The organism is Longimicrobium sp. (assembly GCA_036389135.1).
GTDB lineage: Bacteria > Gemmatimonadota > Gemmatimonadetes > Longimicrobiales > Longimicrobiaceae > Longimicrobium.
Window position 1 is genome coordinate 48,944 of sequence record DASVQP010000052.1, and the last position, 25,413, is coordinate 74,356.

At 70.7% G+C, this 25,413-nt stretch carries 19 protein-coding genes; 14 read left to right on the plus strand and 5 right to left on the minus strand.

What is annotated here, in order from left to right; translation table 11 throughout:
* Positions 1-260: 260 nt before the first annotated feature.
* The 6 genes from VF584_12835 to priA all read left to right on the plus strand — a co-directional run bounded on the left by VF584_12835 (position 261) and on the right by priA (position 7,824).
* Positions 261-1,241: a hypothetical protein gene (locus tag VF584_12835; protein ID HEX8211051.1), complete on the plus strand. Its 981-nt coding sequence runs from the start codon at positions 261-263 to the stop codon at positions 1,239-1,241.
* Between the two features lie 160 nt (positions 1,242-1,401).
* Positions 1,402-2,247, plus strand: coding sequence for a methyltransferase domain-containing protein (locus tag VF584_12840; GenBank protein HEX8211052.1), 846 nt, complete (start codon positions 1,402-1,404; stop codon positions 2,245-2,247).
* Positions 2,248-2,266: 19 nt separating this feature from the next.
* Positions 2,267-3,490: a M24 family metallopeptidase gene (locus VF584_12845; protein ID HEX8211053.1), complete on the plus strand. Its 1,224-nt coding sequence runs from the start codon at positions 2,267-2,269 to the stop codon at positions 3,488-3,490.
* A complete protein-coding gene (locus tag VF584_12850) occupies positions 3,487-4,137 on the plus strand; it encodes a GvpL/GvpF family gas vesicle protein (GenBank protein ID HEX8211054.1) in 651 nt (216 codons plus the stop codon). Before VF584_12845 ends, VF584_12850 begins: the two co-directional genes overlap by 4 nt.
* A gap of 96 nt (positions 4,138-4,233) precedes the next feature.
* Complete coding sequence (locus VF584_12855) at positions 4,234-5,286, plus strand: dipeptide epimerase (protein HEX8211055.1); 1,053 nt, start codon at positions 4,234-4,236, stop codon at positions 5,284-5,286.
* 45 nt (positions 5,287-5,331) lie between these two features.
* Positions 5,332-7,824: a primosomal protein N' gene (gene priA, locus VF584_12860; protein ID HEX8211056.1), complete on the plus strand. Its 2,493-nt coding sequence runs from the start codon at positions 5,332-5,334 to the stop codon at positions 7,822-7,824.
* Positions 7,825-8,201: 377 nt separating this feature from the next.
* On the opposite strand, the gene VF584_12865 is transcribed toward priA, so the two are convergent.
* The 3 genes from VF584_12865 to VF584_12875 form a co-directional block, all read right to left on the minus strand.
* Positions 8,202-9,446, minus strand: a complete 1,245-nt coding sequence (locus VF584_12865) for a M20/M25/M40 family metallo-hydrolase (GenBank protein HEX8211057.1) — start codon at positions 9,444-9,446, stop codon at positions 8,202-8,204.
* Positions 9,447-9,562: 116 nt separating this feature from the next.
* Positions 9,563-10,174: an HNH endonuclease gene (locus VF584_12870; GenBank protein HEX8211058.1), complete on the minus strand. Its 612-nt coding sequence runs from the start codon at positions 10,172-10,174 to the stop codon at positions 9,563-9,565.
* A 219-nt stretch (positions 10,175-10,393) separates the two neighbouring features.
* Positions 10,394-10,891 (minus strand): hypothetical protein, encoded by a 498-nt coding sequence (locus tag VF584_12875; GenBank protein HEX8211059.1) that lies wholly within the window; start codon positions 10,889-10,891, stop codon positions 10,394-10,396.
* A gap of 156 nt (positions 10,892-11,047) precedes the next feature.
* On the opposite strand from VF584_12875, the gene VF584_12880 reads away from it, so the two are divergent.
* From VF584_12880 to VF584_12890, 3 genes are all read left to right on the plus strand, one after another.
* Positions 11,048-13,561 (plus strand): M14 family metallopeptidase, encoded by a 2,514-nt coding sequence (locus VF584_12880; GenBank protein ID HEX8211060.1) that lies wholly within the window; start codon positions 11,048-11,050, stop codon positions 13,559-13,561.
* A 228-nt stretch (positions 13,562-13,789) separates the two neighbouring features.
* Positions 13,790-16,588, plus strand: coding sequence for an insulinase family protein (locus tag VF584_12885; protein ID HEX8211061.1), 2,799 nt, complete (start codon positions 13,790-13,792; stop codon positions 16,586-16,588).
* 81 nt (positions 16,589-16,669) lie between these two features.
* Positions 16,670-18,073 carry an MATE family efflux transporter gene (locus VF584_12890; protein HEX8211062.1) on the plus strand — a complete coding sequence of 468 codons (1,404 nt, stop codon included), beginning with the start codon at positions 16,670-16,672 and terminating at the stop codon, positions 18,071-18,073.
* Positions 18,074-18,239: 166 nt separating this feature from the next.
* Here VF584_12890 and VF584_12895 read toward each other — a convergent pair whose 3' ends face one another.
* Positions 18,240-19,184, minus strand: a complete 945-nt coding sequence (locus VF584_12895; protein ID HEX8211063.1) for a polysaccharide deacetylase family protein — start codon at positions 19,182-19,184, stop codon at positions 18,240-18,242.
* A 182-nt stretch (positions 19,185-19,366) separates the two neighbouring features.
* Between VF584_12895 and clpB the strand changes: the two genes are divergently transcribed.
* From clpB to VF584_12915, 4 genes are all read left to right on the plus strand, one after another.
* Positions 19,367-21,994, plus strand: a complete 2,628-nt coding sequence (gene clpB / locus VF584_12900) for an ATP-dependent chaperone ClpB (GenBank protein HEX8211064.1) — start codon at positions 19,367-19,369, stop codon at positions 21,992-21,994.
* A gap of 134 nt (positions 21,995-22,128) precedes the next feature.
* Complete coding sequence (locus VF584_12905; protein ID HEX8211065.1) at positions 22,129-22,542, plus strand: protease inhibitor I42 family protein; 414 nt, start codon at positions 22,129-22,131, stop codon at positions 22,540-22,542.
* Positions 22,543-22,630: 88 nt separating this feature from the next.
* On the plus strand, positions 22,631-23,077 hold the full coding sequence (locus VF584_12910; GenBank protein ID HEX8211066.1) for a hypothetical protein: 447 nt from the start codon (positions 22,631-22,633) through the stop codon (positions 23,075-23,077).
* Positions 23,078-23,101: 24 nt separating this feature from the next.
* Positions 23,102-24,166 carry a hypothetical protein gene (locus tag VF584_12915; GenBank protein HEX8211067.1) on the plus strand — a complete coding sequence of 355 codons (1,065 nt, stop codon included), beginning with the start codon at positions 23,102-23,104 and terminating at the stop codon, positions 24,164-24,166.
* 12 nt (positions 24,167-24,178) lie between these two features.
* On the opposite strand, the gene mce is transcribed toward VF584_12915, so the two are convergent.
* Positions 24,179-24,595 carry a methylmalonyl-CoA epimerase gene (gene mce / locus VF584_12920; protein ID HEX8211068.1) on the minus strand — a complete coding sequence of 139 codons (417 nt, stop codon included), beginning with the start codon at positions 24,593-24,595 and terminating at the stop codon, positions 24,179-24,181.
* A gap of 100 nt (positions 24,596-24,695) precedes the next feature.
* On the opposite strand from mce, the gene trxA reads away from it, so the two are divergent.
* The gene (trxA, locus tag VF584_12925; protein HEX8211069.1) at positions 24,696-25,040 is read left to right on the plus strand and encodes a thioredoxin; all 345 of its coding nucleotides are present in this window, start codon (positions 24,696-24,698) and stop codon (positions 25,038-25,040) included.
* Positions 25,041-25,413 lie beyond the last annotated feature (373 nt).

A 25,413-nucleotide genomic window follows, 5' to 3' on the forward strand; every position in this document is an offset into this window, starting at 1 on the left:
CCTTCGTCGACTAGCACAGCAGGCGTAGCTTGTGCTGATTGGCTGAAGTTCGGCGCGGGTGAAAACACGGGCGGCCACACGGGGCCGCCCCTACAAAATCTCGCTGCTGCGCCAGCGGCGCGGCGTCAGGCACGGGCGTGATAAATCATGTTCGTGGATGGTTGGTTGTGTCACAAGTCACATCAATACCCCCCTCTCTCGATAACAGAGGCGCAGCCTCTCCTGTTATCGGGAGAGGGGGCAGCGAGGAACGAGCGGGGGTGAGGGCCCCCTCCCGCGCCACCCCCATTCCTGTGCCCAAGATCACCGCGTTCGTCAGCCACGAGGACACGCCGCGCCACGACACGGGCTGGAACCACCCCGACCACCAGGGGCGGATCCCCGCCATCGCGCGCGCCGTGTACAAGGACATGCTGACGCTCTTCGATCCGCTCCTCGAGCTGTCCGCCACCCCGGCCACGGACGCGGACATCCTCCTCGTCCACACGCCGGCGCACGTCGCGCGCGTGCGGGAAGCGGCGGCGCGGGCGGGGAGCCAGGTGGCGGAGCTGGATGGCGTGCGCCTCTCGGGGGCCAGCGATGAGGCGGCGCGGGCGTCGGTCGGCGGAGCGCTGACCGCGGTGGAGGCCGTGATCGCGGGCGACGTGCGCAACGCCTTCGTCCTGGCGAGGCCGCCCGGGCGCGACGCGCTGGCGGACTCGGCGGCGGTATTCTCGCTCTTCAACACCGTCGCCATCGCCGCGCGGCACCTCCGCGAGCGGCACGGGGTGGAGCGCGTGCTCGTGGTGAGCTGGGGATCGCGTCCCGCCACCCACCTGCGCCAGGCGCTCTCCGGCGCGCCGTGGGTGCGCATGGTGGACATCCACGCGCACCCGCAGTCCTTCCCCGCGCCGCAGGCTGATCCGCCGCCGCCGATGCCCGGCGACGCCCCGCTGCCGCCCGGGAGCGACGGCGCAGTCTTCTCACGTGCGCTGGTTGACGCGTTAGATGCGCTCGGATCGGACGCCCCGGAGTTCGTCCTTCTCTCCGCCGGCTTCGACATCCTGGCCGGCGACCCGCTCGGCTCGCTCGCCGTCGATCCGCGCGAGATCCACGACGTCACGCGGGTCCTACGAGAATGGGCAGACGCGCACGCTGGGGGCCGCCTGGTCTCGGTGCTGGAGGGCGGCTACGACGCGGCGAACACTGCGCGCGCGGTGGTGCAGCATCTGCGCGCGCTGATCGGGTTGGAAAGTGCATGAGTGCATCGCTGCGCTGGGTGCCGATGCCCCCTCACATGTCAGAGAGCCGCCCACGCGAATGCCCGCGGTCCCCAGCTTGTTTTGGGGGAGGGGCAGCGAGGAACGAGCGGGGAGGGGGCCCGCTGGCGACCCGCCGTCCGCGCCCCTATACTCCACCCCCATGTCGTCGCCGCCTCCGAACGCGCCCGGCCCGCGCCGCGACCGCGTACCCTCCATGCTGGACCTGGTGCGCCTGAGCCGCGAGGTGGTGTTTCCGCCCGGCGGCGAAGCGCTGTACCGCAAGATCGCGAGCCTCACCGAGATGCAGGCCGGTATGGAGGTGCTGGACGCCGCCTGCGGGCGCGGCGTCTCCACCCGCTTCCTGGCCGAGTCGTTCGGGGTGCACGGCGTGGGCGTGGACAGCGACCCCGAGCTGGTTGCCGAGGCCGAGCGCCGCGCCCGCGAAGGGGCGGCGGCGGGGCTCGCTTACGAGGCCGGGGCGCTGGACGATCTGCCGTACAAGGACGGGATCTTCGACGTCGCCATCGGCGAGCTGGGGCTGGGGGCGCTGGCGGACCCGCGCCGCGCCGTGGCCGAGCTGGCCCGCGTCACCAAGCCGTTCGGGTGCGTGGTGCTGGTGCAGCTCATCTGGACGGGGAACGTGGACCCCGGCCGGCGTGAGACCCTGGTGCGGCACCTGGGCGCCCGTCCGCTCATCCTGGTGGAGTGGAAGCAGCTCCTGCGCGACGCGGGCGTGGTGGACCTGGTGGTGGAGGACTGGTCCGACACGCCCTCGCCGTTTCGGCCCTCGAGCTCAGGGCCGTTCCCGGACTTCACCGAGATCTTCACCTTCCGCGAGAAGATGGGCATCTTCATGCGCGCGCTGCGCAGGTGGGGGTGGCGCGGGGTGCGCGGCGCTGTCGTGCGCGAGCGGGAGATCCACCAGCTCCTCACCCGCGAGCGGGTGCTGGGGCTCACCATGATCAAGGGGACGCGCTGGTCGCCCGAGGCGATCGAGCATTCCTGACGCACACCGAATCGCAACCATGGCCGTTACCGAACAGACCGTCGCCCTCACCGCCGAGACCGTCGCGCGCATCCAGCAGGAGCTTCGCGCGCGCGGGCTGGACGGCTGGCTCCTGTACGACTTCCGCGGGATGAACCCCGTCGCGGGGACCCTGCTGGGGCTGCCGGCGCTGACGCGGCGCTACTTCGTGCTGGTGCGCGCGGATGGGGCGCCGGTCGCGCTCACGCACCGCATCGAGCAGCAGCCGTGGACGACGTGGCACGGCGAGAAGCGCGTGTACTCCTCGTGGCGCGAGATGGAGGCGGAGCTGGCGTCGATCCTGAGCGGCGTCCGCCGGCTGGCGATGGAGTACACCCCCGGCGACGCCGTCCCGGTGGTGGACCGCGTGCCGGCGGGGATCGTGGAGCTGGTGCGCGCCGCCGGGGCGGAGCCGGAGGGGTCGGGCGACCTGATCTCCTTCTTCACCGCGCGCTGGAGCGACGAGGGGGAGGCGAGCCACCGCCGTGCCTCCGCCGCCGTCCGCGAGACCGCGCACGCCGCGTTCGAGCGCATCGCCGCGGCCGCGCGGGCGGGGGGGCGAACGACGGAGTGGGAGGTGCGCCAGTGGATCCAGGGGGAGTTCGCGCGCCGCGGGATCACGGTCGGGGGCGACTCGATCGTGGCCGTGAACGCCAACGCCGCCAACGCGCACTACGCCCCTTCCGCCGAGCAGCATGCCGAGATCCGCGCGGGCGACCTGGTGCTGATCGACCTCTGGGGGAAGGAGAACGACGGCGCCATCTACGCCGACCAGACGTGGATGGCGTTCGTGGGCGACACCATCCCCGAGCGGCTGGAGAAGATGTTCGGGACGCTGGTGGACGCGCGCGAGGCGGCGTGCCAGATGGTGATCGACCGCTTCGCCGCGGGGAACCCGGTGTCCGGCTACGAGGTGGACGACGTGGCGCGCGGCATCATCGAGGCGCGCGGCTACGGCGGGCAGATCATCCATCGAACCGGGCACTCCATCGACCGCGAGCTGCACGGCTCCGGCCCCAACATCGACAACATGGAGACGCGCGACACCCGCACGCTCATCCCGGGTGTCGGCTTCTCGGTGGAGCCGGGGATCTACTTCCCGGGCGACGTGGGCTTCCGCTCGGAGGTCAACATGTTCATCGGCGCGGCGGGCCCCGAGGTCACCACCGACAGCCCGCAGCGCAGGCTGTACGCGCTCCTCACCGACGATCCGTTCGCGGGATGACCGACGCGGCGGTGGTGCCGATCGACGCGTCGCGCGCCGCGCGTGGGATCTCGCTGCTCGGCGTGATCCCGCTGGACGGCGGCGCGCTGCCGGAGTGGGAGCCGGCGGAGCCGCGGCTGGCCGTGCGTCTCGTCGGCTTCCAGGACGTAGCGGCGATCGTGTGCGCGGCCCCGCCCGCCGGCGGCGACGCGGACCCGCTCCACGTGACGGCGCGCCACTGGGAGGTGCACCGCGCGCTGCTGCACGGCGACGTCGTCCCAGCGCCGCCGGGCGTGGTGTTCGGCGGCGACGACGAGGTGGTCCACTTCCTCAGCGAGTCGTACGCCACGCTGCGCGGCGCGCTGGCGCGGGTGGCGGGGCGCTGGGAGTTCCGCCTGCACGTGGACGTGGTGGACGCGGCCTTTCCGCACGTCAAGGCGCTGGACCTGGCGACGCACATCTACGCCGACCTGCGCCGGCTGGCGGGCGCCGCCATCCCCACGCCTTCGGAGGAGACGCGCATCCTGAGCGCCGCCTTCCTCGTGCAGCGCTCCGCCTCCGCCGCATTCCGCGACCACGTGGAGCACCTGTCGCAGCTCAACTCCGCGTTGGAGCTGGACCTGACGGGCCCGTGGCCGGCGTATGATTTCGTGCAGATGCACGGGTAGGTGGGTGGGGAATGGGGAATGGGGAATGGGGGACTTGTAGGGGCGGCCCCATGTGGCCGCCCGTGCTTTCAACCGCACCGAACGACGCCCAACGCGATGAAGCTCGACTTCCAGATCCTCGACCTGCGGACGAAGCACGCGTTCAACATCGCGCGGATGAAGGACCCGCCCGCGCGCCGCACGGTGTGGGTGCGCATCACGGACGCGGACGGGGTGGAGGGGTGGGGCGAGGCTCCGGCGACGCCCTTTTACGGCGAGACGGCGGATACCGTGTCCGCGGTGCTGCCGGGGCTGGCGGGGGTGCTGGCGGACGCGGCGGCGGGGGACCCGTTCGCGCTGGAGCGCATCGAGGGGGCGCTGGCGATGCACATCGGGCGCAACCCGGCGGCGCGGGTGGCGGTCTCGGCGGCGCTGCACGACCTGGTGGGGAAGAAGCTGGGAGTGCCGCTCTGGAAGCTGTGGGGGCTGGACCCCGCCGCGGCGCCGCGCTCGTCGTTCACCATCGGCATCGACGAGCTGGAGGTGATGCGGCAGAAGGTGCGCGAGGCCGCGACGTACCCCATCCTCAAGATCAAAGTGGGCACGCCGCGCGATGCGGAGATCCTGCGCATGATCCGCGACGAGGCGCCGGAGAAGACGCTGTACGTGGACGCCAACACGGGGTGGACGGCCAAGGAAGCCATCCGCCTGATCCCCATGCTGGAGGAGTTCGGCGTCAGCATCGTGGAGCAGCCGGTCCCCAAGGGCGACCTCGAAGGCCTGCGCCACGTCCGCCAGAACTCGCGCCTCCCCATCGTCGCGGACGAGAGCTGCGAAGTCTCGACGGACGTGGCGAAGCTGGCGGGCGCGGTGGACGTCGTGAACATCAAGCTGGCCAAGTGCGCCTCCCTCCGCGAGGCGCTCCGGATCGTGCACGCCGCGCGCGCCCACGGGATGGGAGTGATGCTCGGCTGCATGATCGAGTCGACGCTGGGCATCGCCGCCGCCGTGCAGCTCACGCCGCTGGTGGACTACGTGGACCTGGACGGCGCCGCCCTCCTCGCCAACGACCCGTTCGTCGGCCCCGGCATCGAGCCTGACGGGAGACTGCGGTTCAACGACGCCCCCGGCCTCGGCGTCACGGCGACGGGTCACGGGACGGCGGAATAGCAGTCACCTCCCATTCCCCATTTCCCCATTCCCCATTCCCCGAAGTTGTTCGTCGAAGTCGCCCTTCCGCTCCCCCTTCCGCGCACCTTTACCTACCGGGTGCCGGACGAGATGCGCCCGGCCGCACAGCCGGGCGCGCGTGTTCTCGTGCCGTTCGGGAGCAAGGAAAAGATCGGGTGGATCGACCGCGTGGTCGACGGCGAGCCAGGCGGCAAGGTGGAGCGGATCAAGCCGATCGCGGGGGTGCTCGAAGCGGTGCCCAGCGCCACCCCCGCCATCCTGGGGCTGTCGAGGTGGATCGCGGAGTACTACCTGGCGCCGCTCGGCCAGGTGCTGCGCACCGCGCTCCCCGCCGGGCTCACCGAGTCCACCACGGATTACGTCGCGCTGGAGGACGGCGCGACCGTGGACGAAGAGAGCCTCTCGCCGCAGGAAGCCAAGCTCGTCCGCTGGCTGCAGAGCCGCGAGGGCCCGCAGCCCGTCGCCCGGCTGCGGCGCGACATGGGGGACCGCGCGTGGTGGCCCGTCATCCGCCGCCTCACCGATGCCGGGCTGGTGCGCGTGGACAGCGAGGGACCGCGCACCGCACCCCCGGTCCGCACCCGCCGCGTGGTGCGCATCGTCCGCCACGTCCCCTCGCTCCTGGAGCGCGAGGGGATCTTTGCGCGCGCCCCCCGCCAGCGCGAGGCGTACGAGATGCTGGAGGCGCTCGGCGGCCAGTCAGAGCTGAGCCACCTCACCGGCACCCTGGGCTTCTCCAGCACGGTCGTGAAGGGGCTGGTGGAGAAGGGGCTCGCCGCGGTGGCCGACGAGGAGGTGTCGCGCGACCCATACGCCAACATCGAGGTCGGCGCCGCACCCAAGCTGCGGCCGACCCCGGCGCAGGCCGGCATCATCCGCCGCCTCACCGCCGCCACGCGCACCGCCGACCCCGGCACCTTTCTGCTGCGCGGCGTCACCGGCTCCGGCAAGACGCTGGTCTACATCGAGCTGCTGCGCGAAGTGGTGGAGCGGCAGGGGAAGACCGCCATCGTTCTGGTCCCCGAGATCGCGCTCACGCCGCAGACGGTGGGGCGCTTCAAGGCCGTCTTCGGCGACCGCGTGGCCGTGCTGCACTCCGCCCTCTCCGACGGCGAGCGCTACGACGAGTGGCGCTCCCTGCGCGCCGGCGAGAAGCAGATCGTAGTGGGTGCCCGCTCGGCCGTCTTCGCGCCGCTGTCCAACCTAGGCGCCATCGTGGTGGACGAGGAGCACGAGTCCTCGTACAAGCAGGCCGACGCGCCGCGCTACCACGCCCGCGAAGTCGCCGTGGTGCGCGCGCACATCGAGGGCGCCGTCTGTCTGCTGGGCTCCGCCACCCCCGCTCTGGAAAGCTGGACCAACGCGCAGACCGGCAAGTACACCCTCGTCGAACTCCCCGAGCGCGTCGGCGGCCAGCCCCTCCCCCCCATCCGCATCGTCGACCTGCGCCAGGAGCGCAAGCGGCAAAAGGAGACCGCCGGCCCGCTGCAGAAGGCCGACATGGGCCCCATCATCCTCGCCGACGTGCTGGTGAACGCCGTCCACGAGCGGATACGGCTCGAGGAGCAGACGATCCTCCTGCTGAACCGCCGCGGCTACGCCAGCTTCGTGCAGTGCCGCGACTGCGGGCTGGTGTGGCACTGCCCCAACTGCAACGTGTCGCTGACCTTCCACCGGCGGCGGGGCCTGCTGACCTGCCACTACTGCCTGCACGAGGAGCAGTCGCCAAAGTCGTGCACGGCGTGCGGCTCCATGGACCTGAGCTTCCGCGGCGTGGGCACGGAGCAGGTGGAGCGCTCGGTGGGGGAGGCGTTCCCCTCCGCCCGCATCGCGCGGATGGACGTGGACACCACGGGCGGCAAGTGGGCGCACCACGACATCCTGGGCCGCGTGGAGCGCCGCGAGGTGGACATCCTCCTCGGCACGCAGATGATCGCCAAGGGCCTCGACTTCCCCAACGTGACGCTCGTCGGCGTCATCAACGCCGACGTGGGGATCAACCTCCCCGACTTTCGCGCCACGGAGCGCACCTTCCAACTACTGACGCAGGTGGCTGGGCGGGCGGGGCGCGGGCCGAAGGGCGGGGAGGTGTTCATCCAGACGGCGCTCCCCAGCCACTACGCCATCGAGAGCGCCACGGACCACGACTTCGTGGGCTTCGCCGGCCGTGAGCTGGAGGCGCGCCGCGAGCCCAGCTACCCGCCGCACTCACGCTTGGTGAACGTGGTGATCAGCGGCCTTGAGGAGGCCCCCACCCAGGAGCTCGCCGTCGCCGCCGCCGAGTGGGTCCAGGGCCTCCTGGCCACACGCAAGCTGGCGGAGGTGGCGCTGGTAGGCCCCGCGCCGTGCCCCATCGACCGCATCCGCAACCGCTGGCGCTGGCACTTCCTCCTGCGCTCCGGCAGCTCCAAGCTCCTGGGCGAGGTCGCGCGCTACTTCCACGAGCGCTTCGACATCCCCAAGAACAAGGCGGATTTGCGGCTGGCGCTGGATCGGGATCCGGTGGCGCTGTTGTAGAGGCCCCCACCCCCCCAACCCCCCTCTCCCGATAACAGGAGAGGCTGGCGCCTCTGCTATCGAGAGAGGGGGGAGCTTTTCAGCGCATGCCGCGACATCCGTGGTAGGGGCGCGATTCATCGCGCCCACCCTCTGCGTGTCTCGACCTCTTCGTAACGCCCAAATCTCGTAGGGGCAGACCTGCGTGTCTGCCCTCCCTCGCCGCCACTTCGACCCTCGCCCCACACACCAACACCATGTAGGGGCCGCCCCACGTGGCTGCCCGTGCCTTCCCCCGCGCCGCCCGTGCGCCACACATCGATCTATGCAAACCCCCTCCCCAGGCAGTTTCGGGGGAGGGGGATGCATCGCGGAGCGACGCTGTGGGAGAGGCCCCCCTACCGCACCCCCGCCAGCGCCAGCACCAGCAGCAGCGCCCACTGCGTCCCCTTTTCGCTCCCCTTCGAATCCCAGCTCTCCGCCAGCGAGTGCGCGCCCTGGCCGGTGCCGCCCGCGTCGATGGTCAGCGATGAAATGCCGAGGGAGATTGGGATGTTGGCGTCGGTGCTGGAGGGGCTGGCTTCCGGAGTGAATCCCAGGCGCTCGCCGGCCGCGCGCGCGGCGCGGACGATGGGGGCGTCGTCGCGCTGGGTGCCGGCGGGGCGGGTGCCGGTGCGCTGCACGTCCACCGTCAGGCGCACGGTGTCCGCCCAGCGGGCGTTCTCCTCCTCCACCGCCTGGCGCACGGCGGCGTGGAAGCGGCGGTCCACCGAGTCCAGCGCGGCCGGGTTCACCGAGCGCATGTCCACCAGCATGCTCGCCTCGCCCGCGATGGCGTTCACCGAGGTGCCGCCCTGCACCACGCCCACGCTGAAGGTGACCTTGGGCTCGGCGGGGACCTGGAAGTCGGCGATCCTGGCGATGGCGCGGCCGAGGGCGTGCGTCGGGTTTGGCATCCCGAAGTCGCTGTAGCTGTGGCCGCCGGGACCCTTGTAGGCCACCCGGTAGCGGTAGCTCCCCACCGCGTCCTTGGTCATCGTGTAGCCGGTGCCGTCCACCGAGATGAAGTGCGTGACGCGCCCTCGCAGCTCCTTCTCGAACAGGTGGCGCACCCCGCGCAGGTCGCCCGCCCCCTCCTCGCCCACGGTGCCGACGAAGAGCACGGTGCCGCGCGTGCGGATCTGCGCGTCGTTCATGGCCCGCGCCACCGCGAGCACCACGGCCAGCCCGCGGCAGTCGTCGCCGATGCCGGGGCCGCGCAGGAGGGTGCCCTCGCGCTTCACCCGCACGTCCGTTCCCTCGGGGAAGACGGTGTCCAGGTGGCCGGAGATGACGATCACCGGCTGGCCGGGCTCGCCGGGGCGCTCGCCGATCACGTTGCCCACGGAGTCGATGCGGATGTTGCGCAGCCCCAGCGCCTCCATGCGGCGGCGGTAGTCGGCGGCGCGGCGGGCCTCCTTGAAGGGCGGCGCCTCGATCTCGCAGATGGCGATCTGCTCCTCGATGGTCTGCGGCTCCGTACGCGCCACGAAGGCGAGCGCCTGCCGCACGCGCGGCCCGTCAGGCACGGACGCGGGCTGCTGGGCGGCGAGCGGGCCGGCGAGGATCGCGGCGGCGAGGGCGGCGTGGAGCTTCGGGCGCATGTCGATCGAGTGCAGAGTGAACGCGTGTGAGCGGCCCCAAGGTAGCGCGGGGCGCACGCGCCGGGACAGGGGACGGACGTGAAGAGGGCGGACCGCCGTGGTGGCGACCCGCCCTATCAGGACAGCAGCGCGAGGTGGCGTTCCCCGTCTTGAGAGTGCTCCGCGTCGCGCGTCTCGGCCTCGCGGTCGTGGCGGCGCAGCGCCTCCAGCACCTCTTCGCCGTAGAACATGGCGATGTACTTCGCCTGCACGTCGGTCACGCGGCGCACCGCCCACACCAGCTCCACGTAGTTGGGCTCGCGCGGTGAAGTGTGCAGCACCATCCCGCACTCCTCGGGAAGGTGGTTCCCCTTGCGGTTGTTGCAGTGCGAGCACGCCGTGGCGACGTTCTCCCACACGTTGTCGCCGCCGCGCGAGAGCGGGTGCACGTGGTCGCGCGTCAGGAACTCGCGCCCGCGCAGCGTGCCGCGGTGCCGCAGGCAGTACTGGCAGCGGTAGCCGTCGCGCGCAAAGAGGAAGGTGTTGGTGACCTGCCGGCGGAACCTGCGCGGGACGTGCACGTAGCGCTTCAGGCGGATCACCAGGGGACAGGCGATCCGCGAGCGTTCCGAGCGGAAAATTCGTGCGTCGTCCGCCTCCAGCACCTCCGCCTTCCTCTCCAGCACGAGCCGCAGGGCCCGCTCCACCGGGAGGATGGTGAGAGGTTCAAAGGATGCGTTGAGTGCCAAACACCCCATACGGTGAGCCCTCTTGGCGGCTGGATGCCTGTGCGCGGCTGTAGCGCGAGCCTGATGACCGCAAGTTGAAGATGCTTGAAGCTGCAAGGACGGTCAAGGCAGGAACTGCAACGGCGGCATCACACAGAGCCGCAGAGGGGAACCACAAGATGAAACCGAAGGAGGTTCTCTGCGCCTCGTAGTTCCCTCTGCGCCCTCTGTGTGATGGTGTTACGGCGTCGGCGGTGCGCCGGCGCTGTCGGGCGGGGGCGGGCGCTTGATCTGCGGGCGCGGCTCCGGCGTCTGGTATCCGCCTGGCGGGCCGGAGGGCGGTGCGGGGCGGCTTACCGGCGGAGGAGGCGGCATCGGCGGCGCAGGGTTGGTGGCGGGCGGCGGCGGAGGGGGCGCGACGTAGGGGCGGTGCGGCGGCTTCGGGCGGTTCACCGAGTCCGCGGCGTCCGCGCGGCGCGAGATCTCGGTCCACGTCTCGGCCAGGAGCTCCGGGTTTTCCTTGTGCGCCTGCAGCCACGCCGTCAGCTGCGCGGGCGTCACCTTCTCCTTGCGCAGCGCGCGCGCGCGGAGCGTGTCTACCTGCCGCGCCGTGTCGCTCACCGCGCGCAGGGCCACGTTGGCGCGGATGAACTGCTCTCGGGAAATGCCTCCGCTCGCGCCTTCGGTTCCGCAGGCGGCGAGCAGCAGGGCGAGCAGGGCGGATCGGTGGAGCTTCACGGGCGCATGGGCTGGACGGGAGCGAGGCGGCGGTCGGGTGGAGCGTACCCGCCGGGGCGGACGGTGTCAAGCCGCGTTGCGCGCCCCCACGGGGCCGCGTAGCTTGCGCGCGGGCACCCTCCCGACCGCGCCCCACGCACCCATACGACCACACGCATGGCACTTCGCACGCTTCTCCTGGCGGCCGCGCTCCTCGGCACCGCGTCCGGGCTCCGGGCGCAGGCGGATCCACCCTCCCCAGCGCAGGTGCTGGGCTACCAGCTCGGTGAGCGCTTCACCCCGTACGCGGGCGTGCAGCAGTACGCCCGCGCGCTGGATGCCGCCTCGCCGCGGGTGGAGTACCGCCCCTACGGCCAGACGTACGAGGGGCGCGAGCTCTTCCAGATGGTCATCGCCACGCCCGAGAACCTGGCGCGGCTGGACGCCATCCTTGCCGCCAACGCCGAGCTGACCCGCCCCGAGACGACGGCGGAGCGCGCGCGGCAGATCGCCGCGTCCAACCCGGCGGTGGTGTACTTCAGCTACGGCGTGCACGGCAACGAGAGCTCGTCCAGCGAGGCGGCGCTGTACACGGCCTACGACCTAGCCCGCGACGCGGCCGAGGTGCGCGGCGTCCTGCAGTCGCTGGTGGTCATCATCGACCCCGTCGCCAACCCGGACGGGCGCGACCGCTACGTGCAGTGGTACCGATCGGTTCGCGGCGCGGAGCCCAACCTCAACGCCGTGTCGCGCGAGCACCGCGAGCCGTGGCCGGGCGGGCGCTTCAACCACTACCTCTTTGACCTGAACCGCGACTGGTCGTGGTCCACGCAGGTGGAGACGCGGGCGCGGCTGGCCACCTGGTTCCGCTACAACCCGCAGGTGCACGTCGATTTCCACGAGATGTACTACAACTCGTCGTACTTCTTCTTCCCGGCGTCGGCGCCCATCAACCCCATCTACCCGCAGCACATCCTGGCCTGGGGGAAGCGCTTCGGGCAGGAGAACGCGCGCACCTTCGACGCGCAGGGCTGGGCCTACTATACGGGGGAGGCGTTCGACCTCTTCTACCCCGGCTACGGCGACTCGTGGCCGTCGCTCACGGGCGCGGTGGGGATGACGTACGAGCAGGCGGGGCACGGCGCGGCGGGGCAGGCGGTGATCCAGGAGTCGGGCGACACGCTGACGCTGCGTGACCGCGCGCTCCACCACCACGCCAGCGGCCAGGCCACCCTGCGCACCGCCGCCGCCGGCAAGGCGCAGCTGCTGATGGACTACGCCGCCGGGCAGCGCACCGTCGGCCAGGGCGAGCGCGACTTCCTCCTGGTGCCGGGCACCGATCCCAGCCGCATCGAGTCGCTGGTGGCGCACCTCCGCCGCCAGGGGATCGAGGTGGAGCGCGCTTCCGCCGGCTTCCGCGCGGGCACGACGGCGTACCCGGGCTTCCCGGCGCGCAGCGACTTCCCCGCGGGCACCTACCGCGTGCGCGCACGCCAGCCGCTGGGCCGCCTCGCCATCACCCTGCTGCAGCCGGAGACGGTGCTCAAGGCCGAGTACTCGTACGACGTCAGCGCCTGGTCGCTTCCGTACGCCTACGGGGTGGCCGCCTACCGCGCGACGGGCGGCGGTACCGGATGGACCCCCGTGCGCACCACCGGCACCGAGACGCTGACGGCCGGCTCGGCGCCGCAGCCCAGCGCGTTCGGCTACCTGGTGGCGCCGGGCGAGCAGGCGTCGCGCGGCGTCGTCAGCCTACTGCGCGCCGGCGGCCGGGCGCGGGTGCTCGGCAAGCCCTCCACCTTTGCGGGCCGCCGCTACCCGGCGGGGACGTGGTTCATCCCCGCGCGCGGCAACGACTCGCTCCAGGTGCGCCTCACCCGCGTCGGCCTCGGAAGCGTCGCGATCCCCATCTCCAGCGGCCTCAGCGAGGGCGGCATCGACCTGGGGAGCGAGAACGTCGCCAACATCAAGCTGCCGCGCGTCGCCGTCGTCTCGGGCGAGGGGGTGAGCCCGACGTCGTTCGGCGCGCACTGGTTCTTTCTCGACCAGCAGCTCGGCGTACCCTTCGACGCCGTCCAGGCCACCGATCTGGCCTCGGCCGACCTCTCGGACTACCAGGTGATCGTGCTCCCCGACGCATCGCCGCGCGCGGTCAGGGACGCGACCGACGCGCTCAAGGCGTGGGTGCAGCGCGGCGGGCGCCTGGTGGCCATCGCCGGGGGCGCGGAGGCGATCGCGGGGATGGCCGAGGTCAAGCTGCGCGAGGCCGGGCGCGACACGGGGAACGCGCGCACCCGCTATCTGGCGGGGCGCGAGGAGCGGGAGCGGCAGGAGTGGCGCCAGGAGGTCCCCGGCACCATCCTCCCGCTGCGGCTGGACCCGGCGCACCCGCTGGCCTTCGGCGCGGGGCTGGACGGGCGTCCGGGCGAGACCTTTACGCTGCACCAGGGCACCACGGTCTTCGAGCCCGCCGAGAACCTGGAGACGGTCGCCTACCTCCCGCGGAACCCCGCGCGCATCTCCGGCGTCATCTCCCCCGAGAACCTGCGCCGCCTCGGTGAGGGCTCCGTCGTCGCGACCCGGCGCATGGGGCAGGGCAGCGTCGTTCTCTTCGCCGACGATCCGCTGTTTCGGTTGTTCTGGCGCTCGATGCAGCCGCTGTACGTGAACGCGCTGCTGATGGGGCCGTGAGGGAGGTGCGTTGAAATAGCATCACACAGAGATCACAGAGGGAACTACAAGGCGCAGAGGAAACCCTTTTCTGTTCTTGCTGTACCCTCTGTGTCTCTGTGTGAAACCGCCGTTTCGGCCGGCGCGCATTGACGCCGGCCATGTGCGGCGCAACCTTTCCGCTGCCCCTTTCGGACCGTCCTACCTACTCCCCCCCCGCTCCCTATGCGACACACGATCAGGTTCCCGGTGGCGGTTGCTGCCGCGGCGCTCGCCTTTGCGCCCGCGCCGGCGCTGCTGGCGCAGCAGCCCGCACTCACGCAGGAGATCCCGCTGGATCCGGCGGTGCGGATGGGGACGCTGCCCAACGGGTTGCGCTACTACATCCAGCCCAACCGCGAGCCCCCCAATCGCGTGGAGCTGCGCCTGGCGGTCAACGCGGGGAGCGTGCTGGAAGACCCCAAGCAGCTCGGGCTGGCGCACTTCCTGGAGCACATGGCGTTCAACGGGACGCGCAACTTCGCCAAGAACGAGCTGGTGAACTACCTGCAGGGCGTCGGCGTGCAGTTCGGCGCGCACCTCAACGCCTACACCTCCTTCGACGAGACCGTCTACATCCTCCCCATCCCCACCGACAGCGCGCGCGTGGTGGAGCGCGGCTTCCAGATCCTGGCGGACTGGGCCGGCGGGCAGATGCTGGACGACGAGGAGATCGAGCGCGAGCGCGGCGTGGTGATCGAGGAGTGGCGCCGCGGCCGCGGGGCGGGGATGCGGATGGCGCTCAAGCAGTTCCCGGTGGAGTTCGCCGGCTCCGCGTACGCCGAGCGGCTCCCCATCGGCACGCGCGAGTCGCTGCAGGGCTTCTCCGCCGCCGACCTGCGCCGGTTTTACACCGACTGGTACCGCCCCGACCTGATGGCGGTGGTGGTGGTGGGCGACATCGACCCCGCCCGCGCCGAGGCGCTGATCCGCGAGAAGTTCGGCTCCATGGCGGCGCCCCGCTCGGCCCCGCCGCGCCCGGTGATGCAGGTGCCCGCGCACGCCCAGCCGCGCTTCTCCGTCGTCACCGACCCGGAGGCGACCAACACCAGCGTGCAGGTGAGCTTCCAGCACCCGGCGCGCCCCACCCGCACCGTGGCCGACTTCCGGCGCGGCGTGGTGGAAGGGCTCCACGACGCCATGCTCAACGCCCGCTTCGACGAGATCACCCGCACGCCGAACGCCCCCTTTGTGGCGGCCTTCGCCAACCAGGGGCGCAGCGTCCGCACGCTGGAGAGCTACACGCTGTACGCCATCGCCAAGGAGAACGGGGTGGAGCCGGCGCTCACCTCGCTGCTCACCGAGGCGGAGCGGGTGAGCCAGCACGGCTTCACCGCCAGCGAGCTGGAGCGCGCCAAGGCCGAGCTGCTGCGCAGCGTGGAGCGGGCGTACGCCGAGCGCGAGAAGATGCGCTCCGGCCAGATCGTGGACCGCTACGTCGCCCACTTCCTCCAGGGCGAGCCCGCTCCCGGACCCACCGCGTCGTACGAGATGCACCGCGCGCTCGTCCCCGGCGTGACGCTGGATGAGGTGAACCGCCTGGCCCGCGAGCTGATCACGGACCAGAACCGCGTCATCCTGGCCAACGGGCCCGAGAAGGCCGGAGCCCCCCTGCCGACCGAGCAGGCGCTCGCCGCCACCTTTGCGCAGGTGCGCGGCAAGCCGGTCGCCGCGTACGTGGACAACGTCGTGACCACCCCGCTGCTGGCCCGCGCTCCTCGCGCTGGCCGCGTCGTAAGCGAGCGGCGGATGGACGAGATCGGCACCGTGGAGTGGCGCCTGTCCAACGGCGCGCGCGTCATCATAAAGCCCACCGAGTTCAAGGCGGACGAGGTGCTCTTCCGCGCCTACAGCCCCGGCGGCACCTCGCTGGCCTCCGACGCGGACTTCCCGGCGGTCTCCATGGCTTCGGCCACGGTGGCGGCGGGCGGCGTGGGCTCCATGAACCGCGTGCAGCTGCAGAAGGCGCTCGCGGGGAAGGCGGCGCAGGTCAACCCGTTCATCTCCGGCGCCGAGGAAGGGCTCGGCGGCGGCGGCTCGCCCAAGGACGTTGAGACGCTCTTCCAGCTGATCCACCTGCACTTCACCGCTCCGCGCGGCGATGCGGAGGCCGCGGCGGCGTTCAAGAACCAGATGATCGGCTTCCTGCGCAACCGCGACGCAAACCCCGAGTCCGCCTTCCAGGACACGGTGCAGGTTACGATGGCGCAGGGACATCCGCGCGCCCGCCCCTTCAACGCCGCCACCGTCGAGGCGCAGGACCTGGCCCGCTCGCTCGCCTTCTACCGCGACCGCTTTGCCGACGCGGGCGACTTCACCTTCGTCTTCGTGGGTAGCGTGCGGCCGGACTCGCTCAAGCCGCTGGTGGAGAAGTACCTGGCGAGCCTCCCCTCCGCAGGGCGCCGCGAGGGCTCGCGCGACACGGGGATCCGCCCGCCGCGCGGCGTGGTGCGCAAGACGGTGAGGCGCGGCACCGAGCCCAAGAGCATGACGCGCCTCGCCTTCACCGGCGCCGTCGCGGTGCGCCCGGAAGAGGTGCACGGGCTCCGCTCGCTGAGCGAGCTGCTCCAGATCCGCCTCACCGAGGCTCTCCGCGAGCGGCTGGGCGGCACCTACTCGCCGAGCGTCAACTGGACGGTGTCGCGCCTCCCGGTCGAAGCCTACACGCTCAACGTGCAGTTCACCTCCGCGCCCGACCGCGCGGACGAGCTGGTGCGCGCCACCTTCGCCGAGATCGAGAAGATCAAGAACGAGGGTGCCCCCGAAGCCGACCTCAACAAGGTGCGTGAGGCGCAGCGCCGCAACGCGGAGACCAGCCTGCGCCTCAACCAGTTCTGGCTCAACAACCTGGTGACGTACGACACCCGCGGCTGGAATCCGCGCACCATCCCCACAGAGGCCGCGCTGGCCGACCGGGTGACCTCCGCCTCCATCCAGGCCGCCGCGCGCCGCTTCCTCAACGCGCAGAACTACGTGCAGGTGGTGCTGGTCCCCGAAACCACGCCGTAAGGCAGCACTCTCGCGCAGACGGGCGGAGGCACAGAGATTACGTCGTCTCTGTGCCTCCGCCTTTTCCACCACGCCATCCGAATGCAGGACGCCATCCCTGAACACACGCTCGGCTCTTCGATCAGGGAAGCGCTGCGCGGGTCGGAGCAGGACTACACCACGGGCCCCGTGGGGCGCTCCATCCTCCTCCTCGCCATCCCCATGGTGCTGGAGATGTCGATGGAGAGCATCTTCGCGGTCGTCGACATCTTTTTCGTCTCGCGGCTGGGCGCGGACGCGGTGGCGGCGGTGGGGCTCACCGAGTCGCTCCTGATGCCGGTGTACGCGCTGGCGATGGGGCTCGCCATCGGGGCCACCGCGCTGGTGGCCCGCCGCATCGGCGAGCGCGACGCGGAGGGAGCGGCCCGCGCGGCCGTGCAATCGCTTCTCCTGGCGCTCCTTGTTTCGGTGGTGCTGGGGGCGCTGGGCGTCGTGTTCGCGCCGCAACTCCTGGTGCTGATGGGCGCGTCGCCCGGCGTCATCGAGATCGGCGCCACCTTTGCCCGCATCATGCTCGGTGGCGAGGCGGCGATCATCCTCCTCTTCGTCGTCAACGCCATCTTCCGCGGTGCCGGCGACGCGGCCATCGCCATGCGCGTGCTCTGGATGGCGAACGCGCTGAACATGGCGCTGGCTCCCTGCCTGATCTTCGGGCTGGGACCCTTCCCGAAGCTGGGCGTCACGGGTGCCGCGGTGGCCACCACCTTTGGACGCAGCGCCGGCGCGGCGTACGCCATCTGGCGGCTTACCCGTCCCGGCGGCCGCATCCCCGTGCGCCGCCGCCACCTGCGCCCGGACCCGGCGCTGATGGCGCAGGTCGCGCGGCTCTCCGGCTCGGCGGCGGTGCAGTCGCTCGTCGGCACGGCGAGCTGGATCGGGCTGGTGCGGATCATCTCCACCTTTGGAAGCGCCGCGCTGGCGGGCTACACCATCGGCATCCGCGTGGTGATCTTTGCCCTCCTCCCCAGCTTCGGGATGAGCAACGCCGCCGCCACCATGGTCGGCCAGGCCCTCGGCGCCGGGAAGCCGGAGCGTGCGGAGGAGGCCGTGTGGAAGGCCGGCTTCTACAACCTGTGCTTCTTGGGCGGGATCGGCGCGATCTTCGTCCTCTTCGCCCCCGCACTCGTCTCGCTCTTCACCACTGACCCGGCGGTCGCCGTCCACGCGATTTCGTGTCTGCGCATCATCGCGAGCGGCTTTCTTTTCTACGCGTACGGCATGGTGTTCACCCAGTCGTTCAACGGCGCGGGCGACACCTTCACCCCCACCGTCATCAACCTGGTGGTCTTCTGGCTATGGGAGATCCCGCTGGCCTACGTGCTCGCAATCCACCTCGGCCTGGGCCCGCGCGGTGTCTTCTGGTCTATTACCATCGCCTTCTCCACCCTCGCCATCGTCAGCGCCATCCTCTTCCGCCGCGGCAGGTGGAAGACGCGTAAGTTATAACGCGCGCGCCGCGAAATTCGGGGCGGGGGCAGGATGGGGCAGACACGCAGGTCTGCCCCTACCGGGTATCGGTGTGCGTGACGGCGACGGAGCAGCACCGAGCATGGGCGTGATAAATCACGCACCTACGGGATCGGTTCGTCGCGCCGGGTCATCCGTGAAGCCCTCACCGCCCCGCTGAGACGTACGCGGCGCGCTCGCGGTCCAGGCGCTCCACGGTGTTGCGGACCGCGTTGCCGTGCGCGATCACGCGGTCGATGCTGTGCGCGTTGTAGCGGGGGTCGAAGGGACTCACGCTGGGGCCGCCGGAGACCTCGAGGACGGCGGCGTGCTCGTATTGCACCACACGCCCGGATCTCGGATCGCGCCATGAGCCACGCACGGCGAGCGAGCGGTTCTTGGGCCAGATACCCAGCGGGAGGGCGAAGGTCTGGATGCGGTAGCCCGGTACGGCCGAGTCGACGGCCAGTGCGAGCCGCGCGATCTGCTCCTGGACTACTGCATCGGAGTAGCGATCCAGCCGGGCGTGCCACAGCGTGTGATTGCAGATCTCGAATCCGCTCCGCACCAGGTACTGGATCTTTGGGAAGCGCCAGGCGGTCTTCTGCCCCTGGATGTTGGCGTTGCCGAAGAAGGCGTTTCCTCCGCTGGCCGCGCTCAGGACGCAAAAGGTGGCGGCGTTGCGCCACCCGGGGTGCGTACGCGTGAACTCCGTCCAGATCCCCACCGCGCTGGTAGGATCGATCTCCAGCTTGCCGCCCGCACCTTCCAGGTAGCGGAACTGCGATGCGCTCGCATCGTCGAAGACGGCCACGAAAGGCTTGTACCCCCTGGGCACCACCCGGTCGATGCGGCGCCCGTTCATCTCCGCGACCGTTACGGGCCGATACCCGCGCCGGTACAGCAGCTCCAGGTCCGCCTTGAACCCGTCGACGGAACGGTGGAACTCCGTTCTGCCAGGGCCGATCACATGGTACTCGATAACCGGGATCTTGCCCATCCGATTGGGCTCGCCGGTCTGCCGCTGGGGTGTGCGCGCGTCAGCGGGCGTGCACCCGGCAACCGCGGCGAGGGAGAGGAGCAGGAGGGCGCGCGTTGTTGCGTAGGTCATGGTCTGTTGACAATCCAGGAAGAAAAAGCGGTGACGGGGTCTGCATCAGGAGAAACCGTGCCGCGGGCGGCGGAGCAGTGCTGGGCACGGGCCGCCTGCCATTCCGGCACATTTCCCCGGCACAGAACTTCCTTTTCCCACCCGCGATGATCCGGCCAGACGCGTAAAGGAGTGAAGATCCAATGCCCAATTTCGAACGTTTGACGGTAAAGGCCGGCGAGGCCATACAGGCGGCGTCCAACGCCGCGCGGCAGGCTGGCAATCCGCAGATAGAAGACTCCCACCTGCTGGCGGCGCTGCTCGACCAGGAGGAGGGGATCGTCGTCCCCATCCTGCAAAAGGTGGGGGTGAACGTGGCGCGGCTCCGCAGCGAGAACGACGCGGCGGCGGCCCGCCTTCCCAAGCAGTCGGGCGCGCAGCCGCACCTGTCGCGCGAGCTGAACGAGGTGCTGGACCGGGCCGAACAGGAGGCGCGGGACCTCAAGGACGAGTACGTCTCCACCGAGCACCTGCTTCTCGGACTGGCGGAGAAGGGGTTCACCACGCGCGACCTCCTGCGCGCGCAGGGCGCCCGGCGCGAGACGCTGGCCGACGCGCTCCAGCAGGTGCGCGGGTCGCACCGCGTGACGGACCAGAACCCCGAGGACAAGTACCAGGCGCTCCAGCGCTTCTCCGTCGATCTCACGGAGCGGGCGCGGCGGGGCAAGCTGGACCCGGTGATCGGCCGCGACGAGGAGATCCGCCGCGTGGTGCAGGTGCTCAGCCGCCGCACCAAGAACAACCCCGTGCTAATCGGCGAGCCCGGCGTCGGCAAGACGGCGATCGCCGAGGGGCTGGCGCAGCGCATCATCAACGGCGACGTGCCGGAGGGGCTGCGCGACAAGACGCTGGTGTCGCTGGACATCGGCGCCATGCTGGCCGGCGCCAAGTACCGCGGCGAGTTCGAGGAGCGCCTCAAGGCCGTCCTCAAGGAGCTGACCGACTCGGCGGGCAAGTTCATCGTCTTCATCGACGAGCTGCACAACATCGTCGGGGCGGGGAAGACGGAGGGGTCGCCCGACGCCGGGAACATGCTGAAGCCGGCGCTGGCCCGCGGCGAGCTGCGGCTAGTGGGCGCCACCACGCTGGACGAGTACCGCCAGTACATCGAAAAGGATGCGGCGCTGGAGCGGCGCTTCCAGCCCGTGTTCGTGGGCGAGCCCACGGTGGAGGCCACCATCGCCATCCTGCGCGGGCTCAAGGAGCGCTACGAGGTGCACCACGGCGTGCGGATCACCGACCCGGCCATCGTGTCGGCGGCCACGCTCAGCAACCGCTACATCGGCGACCGCTTCCTGCCGGACAAGGCGATCGACCTGATCGACGAGGCGGCGAGCAAGCTGCGCATCGAGATCGACTCGCTGCCGCAGGAAATCGACGAGGTGCAGCGGCGGATCATGCAGCTTGAGATCGAGCGAAACGCCCTGCAGCGCGAGATCGACCCCGAGAGCCGCGACCGCCTGAACCGCGTGGAGGAGGAGATTGCCGGGCTGGTGGAGCGCTCGTCCGGGATGAAGGCGCAGTGGCAGAGCGAGAAGGCGGTGATCGCCGAAATGCGCGAGCGCAAGGAGAAGCTGGACGAGCTCAAGGTGGAGCTGGACCGCGCCTCACGCACGGGCGACCTCAACCGCGCCGCCGAGATCCAGTACGGCCAGATCCCCGCGCTCCAGAAGGAGATCGCCGACGACGAGGCTCGCCTGGCCGAGCTGCAGAAGTCGTCGCGCTTCCTCAAGGAGGAGGTGGACAGCGACGACATCGCCGAGGTGGTGGCGAAGTGGACCGGCATCCCCGTCACGCGCATGCTGCAGAGCGACCGCGAGCGGCTGGCGCACCTGGACAAGCACCTGGACAAGCGCGTCATCGGCCAGACGGAGGCGACGGAGGCGGTGGCCAACGCCGTGCGCCGCTCCCGCGCGGGGATGCAGGACCCCAACCGGCCGATCGGCTCCTTCATCTTCCTGGGCCCCACCGGCGTAGGGAAGACGGAGACGGCGCGCGCCCTCGCCGAGTTCCTCTTCGACAGCGAGGAGGCGATGGTGCGCATCGACATGAGCGAGTACATGGAGAAGCACGCCGTGTCTCGCCTGATCGGCGCGCCCCCGGGGTACGTGGGCTACGAGGAGGGCGGCCAGCTCACCGAAGCCGTGCGGCGGCGCCCTTACTCGGTGGTGCTCTTCGACGAGATCGAGAAGGCGCACGCCGACGTCTTCAACGTCCTCCTCCAGATCCTGGACGACGGGCGGGTGACCGACTCGCAGGGGCGGACGGTGAACTTCCGCAACACGGTCATCATCATGACCTCCAACATCGGGAGCCCGCTGATCCTGGAGCGGTCGCGCCTGATGGAGACGCCCGAGGGCGCCGCGGAGGTGGAGACGGCGGTGCTCGGCGAGCTGCGGCGCCACTTCCGCCCGGAGTTCCTGAACCGTGTGGACGACATCATCGTGTTCAAGCCGCTCGGCACGGCGGAGCTCACCGTGATCGTGGACCTGCAGCTGCGCCGGCTGGAGCGGATGCTGGCCGACCGCAAAATCACGCTGCAGGTGACCGACGCGGCCAAGCAGCTGATCGCGGAGGAGGGCCACGACCCGGCGTACGGCGCGCGCCCGCTGAAGCGCGCCATCCAGCGCCTGGTGCAGAACCCGCTCGCCATGCGCGTCCTGGAGGGCGAGTTCGGCGACGGCGATACGGTGGTGGTGGACCGGGAGCCGGGCTCGCACCAGCTCGTGTTCCGCTCCGGTGCTGAGGCTCCGGTGGAGGTGGCGGCGTAAACGGCGGGTCTTACGCGGAGGCGCGGGGAGAGATCTCCGAGCCTCCGCTTTTTTGCGCCGTGACAGCCGTCCGCACGCGCATTACCTTGCGCCGCGACAGCCCTCCCACCGCACCCCTCCAATCCAGGCCCGCCATGACCCTCCGCATCGCGCTCTGTCTGCTGCTCGCCGCCTGCGCGGCCCCGCAAAACGAGGACGCCGACACCGCCGCACCGCAGGGCGTGGTGCGGGTGACGCAGGAGAATTCGGGGAAGACGGTGACGCTCCGCACGGGCGGGCGCATGGAGGTGGCGCTGGAGTCCAACGCGACGACCGGGTACTCCTGGCAGCGCGAAGGCGGCGACACGGCCGTGCTCGCGTCCGACAGCTCGCGCTACCAGCCGTCGAACACGCAGCCCGGGCTGGTGGGGGCGGGCGGCACGCAGATCCTCGCCTTCCGCGGGGCGCGGCCGGGGCGCACGCGGCTGGTGCTGGTGTACCGTCAGCCCTGGAACGGCGGCGCGACCAGCGGCCGCCGGTGGGAGGCGGAGGTGGTCGTGCAGCCGTAGGGTTGCGCGGGGCCGCGCAGCAGGTCTACACTTGAGGCACACCCACCCCCGACACATCTCCACGACAAGCGGTTCTCCCGGAGGCCCCGTGCATCTCAGGCGCATCATCCCGCTCGCCATCCTGGTCCTACTCGCCGCGTGCGGCGGCGCGCGTCCTTCCGCGCCACCTCCCGGTCCCAGCGGCGCAGCGGCCCCGGCCGCCGCGGTGGAGCGCTTTCTCCGCCTGGTGGAAGCCAAGAACTACCGCGAGATGGGGCTGGTCTTCGGCACCAAGGACGGCAACATCTACCGGATCGACCCGGCGCGGCAGGTGGAGCAGCGGATGTTCGCCATCGCCTCGATCCTGGAGCACGAGTCGTTCAGCATCGCCAACGAGGAGCAGATCCCCGGCCGCTTCGGCGAGGCGGTGCGCATGACGGTGAACCTGACCAGCGGCCGCCAGCGCAAGCAGGTCCCGTTCACCGCCGTCCGCGCCGGCAGCACCTGGCTGGTGGAGCAGGTGGATCTCGAGCGCATCACCCGCATCGCGTTCTAGCGCGTTCGTGTCGCGGCGGACAATGTGACCGAGCCGGCACCCGGCGGCTGGCTTGCCAGGGCCGCATTGCTCCTGGTGCTCGGCGCATGCGGTTCCTCTCCCCCGCCGCCCACGTGCGACGTAGCCGGACAAGCCCCCGCGGCCGACCTCGAGCTCGCCCGGAGCGCGTGCGAGCGGGCGCGGGCGAGCTATACCGATCTGTTCGGCGTGCCGGCTCCGCCGATGCGGGTCTACCTCTCCGAACGGCCGGTGGTCGGTGCGCAGTTCGAACAGGGTTGGTGGGCGCTCCGCTGGCCCACGTCCGCCACCCTGGAAACGGTGGGAAGGAAGCTGGACTACCCGCCCACGGGCGCGGGGCAGTACGATTCGCTGGAAGGGTGGCTCGCCGATATTCGGGACTCGGTCCTGCCCCACGAGATCGGGCACCTCTTCCTCGCGACGGTGATAGGAGTAACGGATTTGCCCCCAGGATCTGCGCACCACGGCGCGACTCGCGACTACGGAACCCCGCTCCCCGACTGGTTCGACGAATCCGTGGCAATGTGGATGGAGCCACGAGCCAACAGGGATGCACGTCTGGCGCGGGTGATGGGCGCGGCCCAGAGTCCGCCATCAATCGCGGCGGTGCTCGCCACGCCGCACCCGTCGGGCGGTGTTGCCGCAACGCGCTGGCGCAGGACCGTAACGATCCGGACGAATGTCGGCCCCTGTAAGGGTGTGTGCAATCCGGCCGACGACCGGATCCCAAAGATCACGGCTACCGTCGACAGTCTTGGCCGGGCGTCGGTGGACACCGCGTATCTGGATCCCGAGGACGGGAGCGCCCTCGATGCGGGAATGGCCGACACGTTCTATGCGCCCGCCCTCGCGGTCATGACCTACCTGCGTGACCGTGGAGGAGCCGCCGCGACCACGCAGCTGCTCAAGCGCCTGCGGCAGGACATGGCATCGCGCGCCCAGCTCGCAGGCTTGCCTGGCATTCCGAGCGACTCGGCCGCGCTCCAGGCCGACTGGGAGGCGTGGTGGAAATCCACGTCAGAACGCCTCCCCCGCCCCCGCCCCCACAGGGTGCCACCCGGTCAGTACTAGGATCGCAGGACGCTACGGATCGGGGTGCGACGCCTCCAGAAGCTCCACTAGAACGCCGCCCGTGGACTTCGGGTGTATGAAGGCGACACGATGGCCGTGGGCGCCGGCGCGAGGGGTTTCGTCGATGAGCTGGGCGCCCTCGGCGCGGTAGCGGGCGAGCTCGGCGGCGATGTCTCGGACGCGGTAGCACAGATGGTGCATCCCGGCACCGCGGCGAGCGAGGTACTTCGCCACCGCGGAGTCGTCGCGGATGGGGGCCAGGAGCTCAAGGCGGCCGGCACCGGCGCCCACGAACACCACCTCCACCCCCTGGCTTTCGACGACCTCGCGGCCGTACCCCTTCCCTCCGGTGATAGATTCGAAGAGGGGGAGCGAATCGTCCAGGGAATGAACCGCGATTCCAACGTGGTCCAGCGCCCGCTCGGTCATCGGCCCTCGCAGTGACGGGAGTAGTCAACAATCAGGTAGCCGCCAAGTTAGCCCCGCCCCGCGGGCACGGCTACCGGCCTTCGGCACAGGATGGTATAAGATGGCGGACAGCAAGAATGTTGTAGAGATCACCGACGCGACCTTCAGCGACGTGACCGGCCAGGCCGGGCTCTCCATGGTCGACTTCTGGGCCGTGTGGTGCGGGCCGTGCCGGATGGTGGCCCCCATCGTGGAGCAGCTCGCGGACGATTACGCGGGCCAGGTGACGGTCGGCAAGCTGGACGTGGACAACAACCAGCGCAGCGCCGCGCAGTTCAACGTGCGCTCCATCCCCACCATCCTGTTCTTCAAGGACGGCAAGGTGGTGGACCAGGTGATCGGCGCGGTCCCGCGCCCGGCGCTCGAGGCCAAGATCAAGCAGCACCTGGGCACGGCGGCGGTCTAAGCGCTCCGCGGTATCCCGAGCCGGGGAGGGCCTCTGCGCTCTCCCCGGCTTTATAGTGCCCAGTGCCTAGTGCCTAGTGCCTAGTGCTCAGTGGGAACGGAAGTGCGTTAGTGCGTTAGTGCGTGAGTGCGCGGTGTCGGCGCACCCCCACTTTCTGTCATCCTGAGCGACGCGCTTCGCCGTCCTCTCCCGTGCTCCAACCTGTGGCGCGGAGCGAAGGATCTACTGCGCGTGGCGAGAGGCCCGGCCGGTCACGCCGTCCTCTTGCCTCGCCGGCTAGATCCTTTGGTCGCCGCAGGAGTACGGCGTGAGCGGCGGCGTTCCGGGAGGCGGCTCCCTCAGGATGACAAGTGGGGGGAGCACGACATTAGCA